The sequence below is a fragment of the Staphylococcus auricularis genome, from assembly GCF_051172115.1.
Classification (GTDB): Bacteria; Bacillota; Bacilli; order Staphylococcales; family Staphylococcaceae; genus Staphylococcus; species Staphylococcus auricularis_A.
Window position 1 is genome coordinate 77,122 of record NZ_JBPIZN010000003.1, and the last position, 13,567, is coordinate 90,688.

A 13,567-nucleotide genomic window follows, 5' to 3' on the forward strand; every position below is an offset into this window, starting at 1 on the left:
TATTTTAGGGAGATGGTAAACATGATTTCAGCTAACCACTTACATCTTCAATACGGCGAAACGACGGTGCTGAATGATGTAAGCTTTGAACAACAAAGGGGAACAGTCACCGCAATCATCGGCCCAAGCGGTTCTGGAAAAACAACCTTACTACGTACTTTAAATGCGTTATCAATACTACAGTCAGGGTCTATACAATTGAACGATGTTACGTTCAATAGTGAAAATCACACTAAAAAAGATATCAAGGCATTAAGAGATAAATCAGCAATGGTATTTCAAAGCCATCACTTATTTAAAAATAAAACAATTAGCGACAATATTACAGAAGGTTTAATCTACGGCAAAAAAATGAAAAAAGATAAAGCCAAAGCGATAGCCCATGACTATTTGGAACGGGTCGGTTTGCTTGAACATCAAGACAAATATCCGATCCAACTCTCTGGCGGGCAAAGTCAACGTGTCGGCATCATTCGGGCGCTCGCCCTTAATCCAGATGTGCTACTCCTCGACGAACCCACGTCAGCACTCGATCCTGAATCTGTTCAAAGTGTGCTGCAACTCATCCAATCCATCGCTCAAAATGGCATGACGATGACACTCGTTACCCACGAAATCCAGTTTGCTAAAGCAATCGCCGACCAAATATTATTTATTGATCAGGGTCGCATCATCCAACGTGGTACACCTACTGAAGTACTAGAAGAAAGCAAGTCCGAACGCATCCAACGTTTCTTAAGTCAGATGGAAATGGAGCGTGATCGTGAATGAGATGGAGACGCACGCTATTTTTAACATTAATTCTGTTGTTGTCAGTCACAACGCTCGTTAGCTGCCAACAATCGAATGAAGTGAATTCAACAAAAGATGACAAAAAAGTCATAAAAGTCGCATTATCTGCTGAGATTAACCCACCTTATCTTTACACGAATAAAGATAATGAGTTTATCGGTTTAGACATGGATTATATGGATAAACTCGAACAAAAGTTACCACAGTACCATTTTGAATATGAACTTGGTGAAGAGGAATCTAATCTTGTCGGTTTAGGGGCAAATAAATTCGATATGGCGATTAATTGGTTCTTCAAAACGCCTGAACGTGAAAAGCAATTTTTGTATCAAGATGTTCCTTATAGTTATGCTTTACCGATGTTAGCAGTACATGAAGATACTGATGACATTCATGCGTTGAGTGATTTACCAGGCAAACGTTTAACACCGGTAGCTCCAAGTGGCGGTCTTTACTCTATCTTATCTCATTATAATGACACGCATTCGCCAGAAATTGATCTTGATTTAATTCAATCTCCTTCTAACGGTGATAACTTAAAAATGGTGAGTCAAGGCCGTAGAGATGCGATGTTTTTAAACTGGAATACCTATAAAGCGATTCAAGAAGCACTCCACGCAGATGTGAAAATCGGCGGTATTGTTAAAAAAGAACCGCTTCACATCGTTTCTAACAAACAAAATCAACAACTCCATGATGATATCGACAAAGCCACACAAGAACTCATTGACGATGGCGAATTACAAAAGCTTTCTGAAAAGTACTTCGATATCAATGTATTTGAAGACTTAGACCAAATTAACAAAGACAAATCGAAATTGGAGGTGGCATCATGACGCATACGAATTGGATTGATTTATTTCAACAAGTCTTGCAACAACTACCACTCACTTTAGTAATGATTGTATTGTCATTAATCTTCGCATTCGTTTTAGGCTTTTTGCTAGCCGTGGTTCGCATCAAACAAATAAAAGTATTAGCGTCACTTGTTCGGCTTTATATTTCATTTATGAGAAGTACGCCGCTTGTCTTGCAGTTGTTTTTAGTCTATTTTACACTACCTCAATTGTTGTTATTTGTACATATCGATATCAATCACTTCAGTCGATTGTTCTTTGTAATACTCGCTTTTTCACTACATTCAGCCGCTTACCTTTGTGAAATCATGCGTGCAGGTTATCTTTCTGTGCCATATGCACAAATTGAAGCCGGTCTGTCAGTCGGATTATCGTATCCACGCATTTTAAAGGATATCGTGATACCACAAGCGTTGCGCAACAGTATTCCGAATGTGACGACGCAAATCATCGAATTAATCAAAGATACGTCACTTGCCTTTACGATAGGTATTATCGACATCATGGGCCAAGTTCAATTAATTATCGGGAATAATTACGGGCTCGGTATGTTCCAAGTGTACGTCGTCATCGCGATCATCTACTGGGCACTCGCATTAATCGTACAAGGTGTCTTCACAGTCATTTACAAACGTGCAGAAAGACCGTATCAAGTTTAAGGAGGGTAGAAGTTATGAATCATTTATTACATATTATTATAGAAGTAATGAAGGGCGTGCCTTCTACTTTAGTGATTGCGATTGTCGCTATGATTGTAGGGTTACTGGTTGGAACGTTATTTGCGATCATACGCTTAAATCAAATTCCTATACTCTCACAATTGATCGTTGTCTATAATTCATTTTTCAGAAGTACGCCGTTAATCGTTCAACTGTTGATGTTTTACTACGGCATACCAGCATTTATTTTATGGCTCAACGATACGTTCAACTTGGGCTTTAATCCGGATGTCTTCTCACCGTTAACCATCGCACTCATCGCCTTTTCATTGCATGCGATAGCTTATTTATCTGAAAGCATGCGTGGGGGCCTGCAATCTGTTGAAACGACACAAATTGAAGCCGCAGAATCCATTGGTTTATCTAAATGGAATACGTATCGACGTATCGTGTTACCTCAGGCGTTAGGCTATGCACTTCCCAATATCGAAACTCAGTTTATCATGCTTCTTAAAGGAACTTCACTCGCATTTGTGATTCAAGTGACGGAAATTATGGCGAGAAGTACGACGATTGCGAACGAAAGTTATCAATTTATCCCAGTGTATACCGTAGCTGCCATTTTATATTGGTTACTAGCCATCGTATTAGAAATGATATTCCATCAAACAGAAGCACATACGAGCCGTTATTTAGATTCTAGCCAAGCACGATAATGACATAGCAAACAATAAAAAGGGAGTAAGTACCTGCACTTTTAATTAAAGTACGGCGGCTTACTCCCATTTATTTTATATAAATACTGAGAAGTCTTAGCTAAGTATTTTGCATTTAAATAAATTGATTCACACGGTCAATCATTTCGTTAACTTTAAGGCGTTGTGCTTCATCTACCTCAATGATTACGGTTCTTTCATCCACAGTATTACGTTTTTTACTAATGTAGCCTTTTTCTCTTAAACGTTGCATTGCTTTAGTGAGAAAATAAGGTTCTAAACCTGAAGCTCGGCTAATTTCACGTGCAGACACTTCATTCGAATCTGCATTATACAAATAGTTTAAAATGATTACTTCTTCATAAGAAAGTTTAAGTTCTTTTTTAACCTCTCTATAAAACCGTTTCACATACTGACTTACTACCAACACATCATCGATTTTTTTAATCTCAATTTTTTCCATGATACTTTTCTTCCTGCTGCCTACCCTAGCTGTACTTCTAGAATTAACATTTTTATTTTATACTAAAGCTTAACATTTACGCAATAGTTTTTTAGCAAATTATTTGAATTTTTAGACATGTTATCGCGCACGACTTGAACTCACTTATCTCAGTCGTTCCACCTGTTTAATCATGAGGAAAAGCACATAAAAAATCAGAGCAGTGTAGCAAAGCGATTGTCGACTTTGCCCGCTTACTCTGAACTTTAACGTGTTTTTTATATGACTCTGCATGAATAATCTATACATCCATTACTGTGTCATTATGATGCATGCGTTTTATTTATTGTTTTTGTCACAAAATGTATCAATGAAGCTTAATGAAGCTAATCCCATTAATCTCAATGCGTGGTCTGCGCCTTCTTCACCGTGACCAGCTTGGAAGTGTTTTAATGCTGCTACGCTTAATACAGATAATGTTAATAATGAACCTAAGCGTGATACATTTTTGTTTAAGAAGCTAAGTGCAAAGCTTCCTGCAGCAAGTGCTTCAATTGTTCCTGCTAAAGGTACTGCTTTTTGTGGTAAATCAAATTCATTTACGAAGTTATCGATGACATTTTCATCACCTTGTAATTTAGGTTTCGCAGCTTCGTATAAATCTTTAGCTACGCGTAAGTTTGTCGCATAACGTAAAATCATAATCAATACACTCCTTCATTTATGATATTAATCTTATTCATATATATACTTACCATTTAGAAGGTCGTTTTAAACTATGATAGCCTAATTTCCTATCGCTTTAATCGACATTCTTCCTATAAAATGCCTGCTCAACCAATAACACTTAGAAGATTAATACAATATCATGACCCCTCATTACATTAAATTAGCCGCTTTTTACCACAGATTTTAGCTTTTGTATCAAAATGACACAGTTTGAGCGCAAAACACGTCCAACTCCTTTGAAACGCCTTCACAGGAGTGATTTATATTTCTATATTTTTACAACGCTGTAATAAACGTGTCATGATTTTCCTAAAAATATAAGCAAAAACAGCATAGCTACAAGCAAAGCCCCCTATTACCATACAATTCACTGTTATTACATGATAAACATAAATATTAGAACTAAATTACAAAACGGTAACATCTCACACAAGCCATGATTTTTCTGTTAAAGTATTGCTTGTCGTTAAATAACGAGGAAAAAATTAATGTCGTGACGCTAGTAACTTGGGACTAACAAAAAACGAATGATTATCGATGTAAATAATAGGAGGACTTTTTACAATGAAAAAAATCGCTACAGCTACTATCGCTACTGCAGGAATCGCTACTTTAGCATTTGCTCATAACGATGCAGATGCAGCAGAAAACAACCAAGGTGGATACAACCCTAACGATCCAACTTCTTACAGCTATACTTACACAATCGATCAACAAGGTAACTATCACTACACTTGGCAAGGTAATTGGAGTCCAGACCAAGCTTACCAATACAATAACTACGACAACTACAACAGTGGATACAACAACTACTCAACAAACACTCAATCTTACCAAGCTAACTCAACAGGTGGTAGAGGCGCAGCTCCAACTTCAACAACTTCAGACCGTAGCTACCAAGTAACTACACAAGCTGCACCATCAAGCAGTTCAAACTCAATCGCTAACAACTCAGGTTCAGCAAACAACCTTTACACTGCTGGTCAATGTACTTACTATGTATTTGATCGTACAGGCGGTAAAGTCGGATCAACTTGGGGCAACGCAAACAACTGGGCTAACGCAGCTGCTTCAGAAGGTTACACTGTAAATAACTCACCTAAAGCTGGTGCAGTTATGCAATCTACTGCAGGTGCTTATGGTCACGTTGCATACGTTGAAAGTGTAAACAGCGACGGTTCAATCCGCGTGTCTGAAATGAACTTCGGTCACGGACCTGGTGTTGTATCTTCACGTACAATCTCAGCAGGTGAAGCTGCTTCTTACAACTACATTCACTAATATATCAATGAACAAAGTGAAATAAGAGTCACATATTAAAAATGAGGTAAGGATCATACCTTCTCAGTCATGCGTTAACTGGCATGGAGAAGTGATCCCTACCTCATTTTTTATGCTTTCATATGCTTATGAGTTACGTTAATACTTAAAAGCCGTAAGCCACTGAAACCCAATAGACAAATGCGAGTAAATAAAGTAAGGGGAAACTTTCAGAGACTTTATCTTTCACTTGTTTGTAGACCACGTAAATCCCTTGTCCTAAAAAGATGACTGTAAAGATAATTCTTACAATCAACATGATTAGTGAAGGTTGCGTTACGTTAATCACTGCAAGTGCAATTGTCAATAGCACAATAGCTATTGTATAAAATATCGTGTCATACGTTGAATTCCGATGAGATAACACCCAAAATAATGCAAAGACAAATAATGTGACAAGTATGCTTTCATGCAGCGCATTCGTGTTGTCCACCCATGTCATTTGAACAAAAATAAAACTTAATACATAAAACACTAAACCAATGAGTCCTGAAGTAATCGTAATTGCATTAAATGGCGTTTTATTATTAAAATATTGATCTACTGCGATGGATACACCAATAGCAGCAATCAGGGTTAATATATAAATCATTGGCTTCACCTCTATCTACTGTTTGTTTATCACTAAAACCTATTTTAAAACCTAAAACACGGTACGTCCAAAAACTCATTTTATAACAACGTGCTTAGTAGAAGATGATGACATGAAGATCTGAGAAGCGTCTCATTCATTTTATACCCTTTTAACTTCAACTCAAAAATGAGCGCCAAGCAATTCACAATCAATTCAATATAACAGAAGGCTGAGACATGGCGATGATGTCCCAGCCTCTTTTTAATCTCATCACAACCTAAGTGTGTTGTATTTTATTTTGAAGATGAAGGTTTTTTCTTAATACCGATACCTGTAAAGCCGTAAATCAATGCGAATACGACACAGAGATAACAAGGTACGGTCCAAATAAAGAATTGATCAAATGCTACACCGAGTTGTTGTGTGTAATAAATACCTGAAGTACCCCAAGGGATTAGCGGAATAATCATAGTACCAGAATCTTCGAGTGTACGTGATAAGTTGGTTCTGTCGAGATCCATTTTATCGTACATTTCAAGCATGAGTACACCCACAATGATGATGACAACAGAGGCGACACCTGCTGCTAATACCATCATTAAACCACAAACGACAGTAGCTAATATGAGTTGTCCCACGGTGTGAATATTAGCTGCTATTCTACGTAAAATGACCTCTAGACAGCCAGAGCGTTCGATAATACCTGCAAAGGCATAACCACAAAAGATCGTTACGATAATTTCGGTCATGCTCATCATACCACCTTGGGTCACGAGATCAGTGACTCTATCTGAAAGGTCACCATGGTTGGGTATGTATTTAGGTTTAAATCCGTCGAATGAAGCTTTGAAACCACTAACGATTGAAAATCCGTTATTGATGGCACCCACGATGATGGCACTTAAACCTGAAACAAGCATAGACGGCACGGTTGAGATTTTGAATAGAAGACAAGCAACAATAACAATAACCGGAATCCATGTTAAGAAATTAATGTTATAAATAGATGCGATTTCTTCCATCAAACCATTGATTTATTTGTCATCTGTATTGCCACTCGCTTGTGTCCCTGCAATGAGCCATACGACAATACCGACGAGTGAAGCAGGAATTGTAGTCCATAACATCGCACGAATATGTGAGAACACATTCACTTTTGTTACGAGTGCTGCTAAGTTTGTTGTATCTGAAAGTGGTGACATTTTATCACCGAATACTGCCCCAGCAATGATCGCTCCGGCAGTCATACCTGGATTTAATCCTAAGTTCGTACTAATCGCCATTAAGGCAATCCCTGCTGTTGAAGCTGAACCCCAAGCAGTCCCTGTTGCGACAGATGTAATCGCACAAATAATAAATGCAGAAACTAAGAAGAATGTTGGATTTAAAAATTCCAAACCATAATAAATGAGTGCGGGTACTGTACCTGAATACGTCCAGGTACCTACGATGATACCGACAGCTAAGATAATAAATATCGCTGGCATCGCTGTCGCAAGCCATTTCGTAATCCCTTCTTCTAAGTCTTTCCAGTTCAATCCTACGCGTTTTGCAATAAATGCAGCATAGGCAGAAGCTAAGATCAACAATGCTTGAATCGGTATATCAAATACGATGAAGTCAGTTATGACAATAATTATCATTACAATAATAGTCGATAACGCTTCCAGCAAAGTTAGTTCCCTTTTCATAAAACGCCCTCCTTTTATTTAATGATTCATTGTTTATGCTGTGCTTCACTTAGTCTAAACCTAACTTTTCGACCCCTAGTTTTTCGACTGTTAGACCTTCTTCAAAGAAATCTCTTTCAAGAATAGTAGAAGCAATAGTAATGATAGCATCTGTATTCGGTGTTTGCACCCCTATCAAACGTCCTAAACTAGACCAGAACACGAGACCATAAGCAATATCTTCAGTCAAATAACGATTATTTACACTGTGAGGTCCTCGAATTTGTGTGAAGACAGGGCTCGTATTAAACAAACGATTGAGCGGTTCATCTTCGTTTTTACGTTCAAGATAACCACGTTCGATTCGTGCTTCTTTAGCCGTTGATAATTCAAAGCCTAACTTACCCCCCAGTGTTAAGCGTTCTAACTCTACCGCATGTAATAAGCGTACAGTATGAGAAGTGATTCCTTCTTCATAAAGTGCGAAATCACCACTGTAGTCGATACGACCTACATTTAATAATGTGGGGCCTGGATGGACTTCTGGATTACCATTTTCCAGATTGGTTTTTAATAAGCTTTCTTCCTTCACAATATAAGGATAAAATTGTTCTACTTTTTCAAAGCTTTCACTCAAATATTGTTTATCAAAGGTTGAAAAATAAACTTTTTTCACTTTCAATGAACAGTCAACTTGTGCCTCATCAAAGTTCACGCGTGTCCCATAAGTAAGTGTATTGAGTTCGGCGTATTTAAGATCTTTCTCAATGTGCTTATCTTCCAATACATTCATGAAACGGATAGACCCCATAGCTGCTGCCATGTTAAAGAGGATGAGTTGACCATCTTCCACAAAATCAGCCATCGTACTCGCGTAATGCTCAATAAATGAGGATGGAATCACAAGTTGAATGACTTCTGCCCCATCGAGCACATAACCCATATCATCACTAATATTTGTGAAAGGTACGAACTCTTCGTCACCCTCCTCATTGTAGTGAAAGCCCCCTTCTTTTAAGGCTTGATCAAACTTGTGTATCGATTGATTACGACAATACAAACGGACATCATGCCCTTGTTTATACATGTCTACAGCTGCGGTAACTGCGCCGTTACCTGATCCTACAATTGCAATCTTCATACATATCCCCTCTTTCTTAGCAATAAATCAGCGTCGTATAAGATACATACACCTATTGATATAGCCGTATCTTCCCATTTATAAACACGGAAATCGTTTTGTTATGGCGTTACATAATAGTTGCATACGACAAATAATTTAAAAATTTTTAGCCATTTCTTAAAAAATTTGTTATATTTAAAGCATCACAGAAAGGAGTGTGCATGACTGATGACATCAGAACAAGAAAATACCACAGTGAATCAAAACAACGCTTCCACACCAACGACAGAACCCACATCTGAAGAACGATTAATGGTCGTGCTTATCTATGTATTAAGCTTCTTCACTACAATTATTGCGCCATTAATCATTTGGTTGCTCAAACGTGACTCATCCGATTTCGTAGATCGTGCAGGTAAAAACTATTTTAATTTCTTTATTTCTTATGTGATTTGGTATATTTTAAGTGGCATCTTACTGATTGTTCTTATCGGCTTTATTGCATTACCTGTCATCGCTATTCTAGACATTATCTTTAGAATTGTGGCAGCTGTGAAAGGATACAAAGGTAAGGATTATCTTATTTCTCTATCTATCCCATTCTTCAAATGAGAAATGGCATAGATAGTCTCACGATGAAGCGTGCGTTAGGGATACGATGTTTATTTAACTCAAGTATTGTATAGCTCGAGCGTCTATATCGATATAGATGTTTGAGCTTTTTTAATTGCATCGCGACATGAAGTTAATGGTGCAATGCATGAACCCGCCTTAATTGCGTGTAACATTTTCATTTGAGATAATATTAGAGTTGTATTATAAAGGGAGGCATGCGCAATGCAGTGGCAATGGTTGAAGGTTGTCCTTGCAGGTATTTGTGAAATTTTATGGGTCGTTGGGCTCACACATTCAACGAATTGGATCATGTGGACCATCACCTTTATCTTAATTGGATTGAGCTTTTATCTCGTCATTAGCACGTCTAAACACTTACCTGTCGGCACAGTTTATGCTGTATTTACCGGTATCGGTGCAGCGGGAACTGTTCTTGTCGATATGATATTCTTTGGCGCATCAACGAACATCCTTAAAATTATTTTAATCGTCGCATTAATTGGCGGTATCATTGGACTCAAATTATCTACAGAGGAGGAGGCTAACTAATGGCTTGGTTCTTTCTATTACTTGCTGGAGGCTTTGAAGTCGCAGGTGTCGTTTTGCTTAATGAATACACACGCAGACAAAACACAAGTCTCATTATATTATTAGGTCTTGGCTTCATCTGTAGTTTCAGTGCACTTCGACTCGCTATGATGGATATTCCTATGGGTACAGCTTACGCGATATGGACAGGTATCGGTACAGCAGGCGGTACCCTCGTGGGCATGTTGTTCTATAACGAATCACATAGTGCTAAACGTATTTTCTTTATCGCTTTAATTATCGTAGCTGTCATTGGTTTGCGACTATTAGAATAAAATTTATGTTAAAAATGAAGAGAATCATTTCATGTGATATGACCATCATAAAATAATTTATGAAGTTCATATCACTTTTTTATTTCACGCGTTTAACAAGGGTACAATGACTTTCTATTGTTTGAATTAACTTAATTTTATATACTTAACAAAAAGGAGTGATGATATGGTAAAAGTTTATATCGCAGGTGCAATCCCTCAAGTTGGGCTCGATTTACTCAAAGAACAAAACTACGATATTGACATGTATGAAGGCTCAGGACTCGTAGATAAGGAAACACTTAAAGCAGGCGTCAAAGATGCAGACGCTTTAATTAGCTTGCTTTCAACGACAGTCGATCAAGAAGTCATCGATGCTGCACCTAACCTTAAAGTAATCACAAACTATGGCGCAGGTTTTAACAACGTAGACGTTGATTATGCACGTCAAAAAGACATCGATGTGACCAATACACCTAAAGCTTCTACGGCTTCTACTGCAGAGCTTACATTTGCGCTCGTACTCGCTGTAGCACGCCGTATTCCTGAAGGCGATCAATTATGCCGTACGAAAGGATTCGATGGATGGGCGCCCCTTTTCTTCAGAGGGCGTGAAGTTTCTGGGAAAACAATCGGTATCATCGGTTTAGGTGAAATCGGTACAGCTGTCGCTAAACGTGCAAAAGCATTTGACATGGACATTCTTTATACAGGTCCACATCAAAAACCAGATAAAGAAAAAGCACTCGATGCAAAATATGTTGATTTAGAAACCTTATTAAAAGAAGCAGACTTTGTAACAATCAACGCTGCTTACAATCCTGACTTACATCACCAAATCGATACACCGCAGTTCGAATTGATGAAACCGACGAGTTATTTAATCAATGCTTCACGGGGGCCTATCGTTAATGAGCAATCACTCGTTGATGCGTTAAAAGCGAAAGAACTTGAAGGTGCCGCACTCGATGTATTCGAATTTGAACCTGAAATCAATGACGAACTTAAATCGATGGACAATGTGGTCATCACACCACACATCGGAAATGCCACATATGAATCACGCGATATGTTGGCACGTATTGTCGCAGAAGATACGATCCGTAAAATGAATGGCGAAGATCCAAAATATGTGGTAAATAAATAGCTTACTTCATATTAACGGACATAAAACCGCTTCAAATATTATGTAATACAAAAAGTCTCAATCTACACTGAATGGCACGACCATCTTCAGTAAGGTTGAGACTTTGTTTTATTTTAATTTAGATTTATATAAAAAGTTAACTTGTCGATTTAACATAAACTGCGGAATACGTTTAGCAATGGTATTACGTGCCCCTACCACGAATCTATTTCGCATTTGGGCAATTTTACCGATACGTCGTGACCGCTTGATGACCTTAGCCGTATGTTTCACACGGAGCTTACCGTACCGTTCGAGTGCTTGTTGAAAATCATAAGAAGCTAAACAATGACTAAGTACAATCGCATCTTCCATCGCTTGTCCTGCACCTTGTCCCATATTTGGCGTCGTCGCATGTGCAGCGTCACCTAGTAGGATTGTACGTTGATAAACAAATGATTTTAACGGTTTTAAATCGTACATGTCGTGATGTAAGATATCCGTTTCACTTTGCTTATCTAAGACAGCTCTCACTTGTTCTGGATAATGATTGAAACGTGCTTGAAGATGCGGTTTTCCATATGATTGTACAGTTAAATCACGTTCCTTCGCATTGATGGCAATAAACCAATAAGCCTGATTATTCAGTAGTGGAACTACCCCTACTCTACCTTTGCTGCCCCAATACTCTGTAGCCACTTGGTCTGCTTTAAACGGCATATCTTCTACCATACCTCTAAAAACGGTATATCCTTGATATTGTATTTTCGCATCTTTTGCTACTTGGTTACGAACTTCTGAATGTAAACCATCCGCCCCGATACAGAGATCAAACGTCTCACTCTCTTGCGCAGAAAAATGTAACGTCACCTTCATATCTCCATTGTCTACCTGTGTCACTAAATGATCTAGATAGATCGCATCATCCGGTACATAGGATTGAATGACTTCAATGAGATCTTGTCGTTTCATCGTTAAGTTCACTGTATTTTTCTTGAATTGTATACCTGAAAGCAATGTGTCTTTATGGTCACGTATTTCCAAATCTGTCACAAGTTGTCCTACATTTTAATCCCTTTAGCCAAATCATGATCCCCAAGTTTATCTAATACATTGTTACCGATTCCGATGCCTGCACCTATCGCTTTAATTTGAGGATTCTTTTCAAATACTTTCACTTCATGTCCTTGTTCATGGAGTAAAGCAGCAGCTGTTAAGCCACCGATGCCTGCCCCAACAATCGCAATCTTCATTAATCTCTCCACCTCACATTTTCATATTCATATCATTGATTATGAGTCTACTTTATCTCTCACTCTTTATCGATATAGATCCTTTTCAATATCATCTTTTTTAATGCCTAAATCTTGATAGAACGTATCCATAAAGGAAGCGATGTGATGATCCCAATCGATATCACTGGCATACTGATTGGTACCAGGATGTTCGGGATTCCAACGCATTTCATACAATGTTCGTTGATTGTTGTCAAAATATTGGTTACGTACAAACTGCGCGCCACCCATAATGGCTTTTTCAGGTGTCGTCCACTCTTGTTCTTGCGCATAGCTCGTTCCATGTTGCAACGCATCTTCATCGAATGCACCGATACCAAAGAAATTATAATAGGTGTCGGCGCCATCATTAATCCCATCTGCAAGGGTAGAATGACCATTGCCTGTTTCTACTAGCGCATGACTAATGAGATAAATCACGTTCACTTTATATTTATCTTGCGCTTTTAAAAAGTTTTTTCCTTTACCACTCAGAACACCTTTGTCTTTGAGTAACGCGTTAGCCTCATCTTCAGATATAGATACCTTTTGAGAAATATCCATATAATGTAAGTTATGATGTTCATGGTCAATCTTCATCGCTGATTTAACCTCATCATCACTCGCTTTGACAAATGCATCGTCTTCTTCTTTTGTATTGATTACATCTGTACCGATTTGTTGTTCATAGGCTTCATTAAACGGGTGCTTTTCCCTACCATTAAACAACGAGGTCTCATTAATAATCAGCAAGATAGCAAAGATGACAACCAGCAAAATGATGATACCGATAGAAAGTTGTTTCTTTTGTTTTTTATCCATAACACA

The 13,567-nt window shown here is 38.1% G+C and carries 14 protein-coding genes and 2 pseudogenes; 9 read left to right on the forward strand and 7 right to left on the reverse strand.

Features of this window, described 5'->3' with window-relative positions; genetic code table 11:
* Positions 1-21 precede the first annotated feature (21 nt).
* The 4 genes from ACSBRB_RS06820 to ACSBRB_RS06835 are packed head-to-tail and all read left to right on the forward strand — an operon-like array spanning position 22 to position 3,024.
* Positions 22-771 carry an amino acid ABC transporter ATP-binding protein gene (locus ACSBRB_RS06820; protein ID WP_435032161.1) on the forward strand — a complete coding sequence of 250 codons (750 nt, stop codon included), beginning with the start codon at positions 22-24 and terminating at the stop codon, positions 769-771.
* On the forward strand, positions 768-1,628 hold the full coding sequence (locus ACSBRB_RS06825; RefSeq protein WP_435032162.1) for a transporter substrate-binding domain-containing protein: 861 nt from the start codon (positions 768-770) through the stop codon (positions 1,626-1,628). The genes ACSBRB_RS06820 and ACSBRB_RS06825 overlap by 4 nt, the downstream gene beginning before the upstream one ends.
* Positions 1,625-2,308 carry an amino acid ABC transporter permease gene (locus tag ACSBRB_RS06830; protein ID WP_435032163.1) on the forward strand — a complete coding sequence of 228 codons (684 nt, stop codon included), beginning with the start codon at positions 1,625-1,627 and terminating at the stop codon, positions 2,306-2,308. Before ACSBRB_RS06825 ends, ACSBRB_RS06830 begins: the two co-directional genes overlap by 4 nt.
* A gap of 14 nt (positions 2,309-2,322) precedes the next feature.
* On the forward strand, positions 2,323-3,024 hold the full coding sequence (locus ACSBRB_RS06835; protein WP_435032164.1) for an amino acid ABC transporter permease: 702 nt from the start codon (positions 2,323-2,325) through the stop codon (positions 3,022-3,024).
* Between the two features lie 115 nt (positions 3,025-3,139).
* Here the strand turns inward: ACSBRB_RS06835 and ACSBRB_RS06840 are convergent, their stop codons facing one another.
* Both ACSBRB_RS06840 and ACSBRB_RS06845 read right to left on the reverse strand, forming a co-directional pair.
* Positions 3,140-3,487 carry a transcriptional regulator, SarA/Rot family gene (locus ACSBRB_RS06840; RefSeq protein WP_059107531.1) on the reverse strand — a complete coding sequence of 116 codons (348 nt, stop codon included), beginning with the start codon at positions 3,485-3,487 and terminating at the stop codon, positions 3,140-3,142.
* 318 nt (positions 3,488-3,805) lie between these two features.
* Positions 3,806-4,168, reverse strand: a complete 363-nt coding sequence (locus tag ACSBRB_RS06845; protein ID WP_435032165.1) for a hypothetical protein — start codon at positions 4,166-4,168, stop codon at positions 3,806-3,808.
* A gap of 591 nt (positions 4,169-4,759) precedes the next feature.
* On the opposite strand from ACSBRB_RS06845, the gene ACSBRB_RS06850 reads away from it, so the two are divergent.
* Positions 4,760-5,476: a CHAP domain-containing protein gene (locus tag ACSBRB_RS06850; protein WP_435032166.1), complete on the forward strand. Its 717-nt coding sequence runs from the start codon at positions 4,760-4,762 to the stop codon at positions 5,474-5,476.
* Positions 5,477-5,621: 145 nt separating this feature from the next.
* Here the strand turns inward: ACSBRB_RS06850 and ACSBRB_RS06855 are convergent, their stop codons facing one another.
* The 3 genes and pseudogenes from ACSBRB_RS06855 to ACSBRB_RS06865 all read right to left on the reverse strand — a co-directional run bounded on the left by ACSBRB_RS06855 (position 5,622) and on the right by ACSBRB_RS06865 (position 8,900).
* Entirely contained in the window at positions 5,622-6,107 is a 486-nt protein-coding gene (locus tag ACSBRB_RS06855; RefSeq protein WP_435032167.1) for a hypothetical protein, read from the reverse strand.
* 275 nt (positions 6,108-6,382) lie between these two features.
* Positions 6,383-7,780: pseudogene (nhaC, locus tag ACSBRB_RS06860) on the reverse strand (Na+/H+ antiporter NhaC).
* A gap of 49 nt (positions 7,781-7,829) precedes the next feature.
* A complete protein-coding gene (locus tag ACSBRB_RS06865) occupies positions 7,830-8,900 on the reverse strand; it encodes an NAD/NADP octopine/nopaline dehydrogenase family protein (protein WP_435032168.1) in 1,071 nt (356 codons plus the stop codon).
* Between the two features lie 210 nt (positions 8,901-9,110).
* Here ACSBRB_RS06865 and ACSBRB_RS06870 point away from each other — a divergent pair, with 210 nt between their 5' ends.
* The 4 genes from ACSBRB_RS06870 to ACSBRB_RS06885 all read left to right on the forward strand — a co-directional run bounded on the left by ACSBRB_RS06870 (position 9,111) and on the right by ACSBRB_RS06885 (position 11,486).
* On the forward strand, positions 9,111-9,494 hold the full coding sequence (locus ACSBRB_RS06870) for a DUF4870 domain-containing protein (RefSeq protein WP_435032169.1): 384 nt from the start codon (positions 9,111-9,113) through the stop codon (positions 9,492-9,494).
* A 225-nt stretch (positions 9,495-9,719) separates the two neighbouring features.
* Entirely contained in the window at positions 9,720-10,046 is a 327-nt protein-coding gene (locus ACSBRB_RS06875) for a DMT family transporter (protein WP_435032170.1), read from the forward strand.
* Complete coding sequence (locus tag ACSBRB_RS06880) at positions 10,046-10,360, forward strand: DMT family transporter (RefSeq protein ID WP_435032171.1); 315 nt, start codon at positions 10,046-10,048, stop codon at positions 10,358-10,360. Before ACSBRB_RS06875 ends, ACSBRB_RS06880 begins: the two co-directional genes overlap by 1 nt.
* A gap of 166 nt (positions 10,361-10,526) precedes the next feature.
* Positions 10,527-11,486, forward strand: coding sequence for a 2-hydroxyacid dehydrogenase family protein (locus tag ACSBRB_RS06885; RefSeq protein WP_435032172.1), 960 nt, complete (start codon positions 10,527-10,529; stop codon positions 11,484-11,486).
* 108 nt (positions 11,487-11,594) lie between these two features.
* Here the strand turns inward: ACSBRB_RS06885 and ACSBRB_RS06890 are convergent.
* Both ACSBRB_RS06890 and ACSBRB_RS06895 read right to left on the reverse strand, forming a co-directional pair.
* Positions 11,595-12,718 (reverse strand): annotated as a pseudogene (locus tag ACSBRB_RS06890) (FAD-dependent monooxygenase).
* 66 nt (positions 12,719-12,784) lie between these two features.
* Positions 12,785-13,561 (reverse strand): N-acetylglucosaminidase, encoded by a 777-nt coding sequence (locus tag ACSBRB_RS06895; protein WP_435032173.1) that lies wholly within the window; start codon positions 13,559-13,561, stop codon positions 12,785-12,787.
* Positions 13,562-13,567 lie beyond the last annotated feature (6 nt).

Excerpts from the sequence above, each read along its gene's own strand:
- ACSBRB_RS06820 (WP_435032161.1), top strand. The coding sequence starts at position 22 with ATGATTTCAGCTAACCACTTACATCTTCAATACGGCGAAACGACGGTG.
- ACSBRB_RS06825 (WP_435032162.1), top strand. The coding sequence starts at position 768 with ATGAGATGGAGACGCACGCTATTTTTAACATTAATTCTGTTGTTGTCA.
- ACSBRB_RS06830 (WP_435032163.1), top strand. The coding sequence starts at position 1,625 with ATGACGCATACGAATTGGATTGATTTATTTCAACAAGTCTTGCAACAA.
- ACSBRB_RS06835 (WP_435032164.1), top strand. The coding sequence starts at position 2,323 with ATGAATCATTTATTACATATTATTATAGAAGTAATGAAGGGCGTGCCT.
- ACSBRB_RS06840 (WP_059107531.1), bottom strand. The coding sequence starts at position 3,487 with ATGGAAAAAATTGAGATTAAAAAAATCGATGATGTGTTGGTAGTAAGT.
- ACSBRB_RS06845 (WP_435032165.1), bottom strand. The coding sequence starts at position 4,168 with ATGATTTTACGTTATGCGACAAACTTACGCGTAGCTAAAGATTTATAC.
- ACSBRB_RS06850 (WP_435032166.1), top strand. The coding sequence starts at position 4,760 with ATGAAAAAAATCGCTACAGCTACTATCGCTACTGCAGGAATCGCTACT.
- ACSBRB_RS06855 (WP_435032167.1), bottom strand. The coding sequence starts at position 6,107 with ATGATTTATATATTAACCCTGATTGCTGCTATTGGTGTATCCATCGCA.
- ACSBRB_RS06865 (WP_435032168.1), bottom strand. The coding sequence starts at position 8,900 with ATGAAGATTGCAATTGTAGGATCAGGTAACGGCGCAGTTACCGCAGCT.
- ACSBRB_RS06870 (WP_435032169.1), top strand. The coding sequence starts at position 9,111 with ATGACATCAGAACAAGAAAATACCACAGTGAATCAAAACAACGCTTCC.
- ACSBRB_RS06875 (WP_435032170.1), top strand. The coding sequence starts at position 9,720 with ATGCAGTGGCAATGGTTGAAGGTTGTCCTTGCAGGTATTTGTGAAATT.
- ACSBRB_RS06880 (WP_435032171.1), top strand. The coding sequence starts at position 10,046 with ATGGCTTGGTTCTTTCTATTACTTGCTGGAGGCTTTGAAGTCGCAGGT.
- ACSBRB_RS06885 (WP_435032172.1), top strand. The coding sequence starts at position 10,527 with ATGGTAAAAGTTTATATCGCAGGTGCAATCCCTCAAGTTGGGCTCGAT.
- ACSBRB_RS06895 (WP_435032173.1), bottom strand. The coding sequence starts at position 13,561 with ATGGATAAAAAACAAAAGAAACAACTTTCTATCGGTATCATCATTTTG.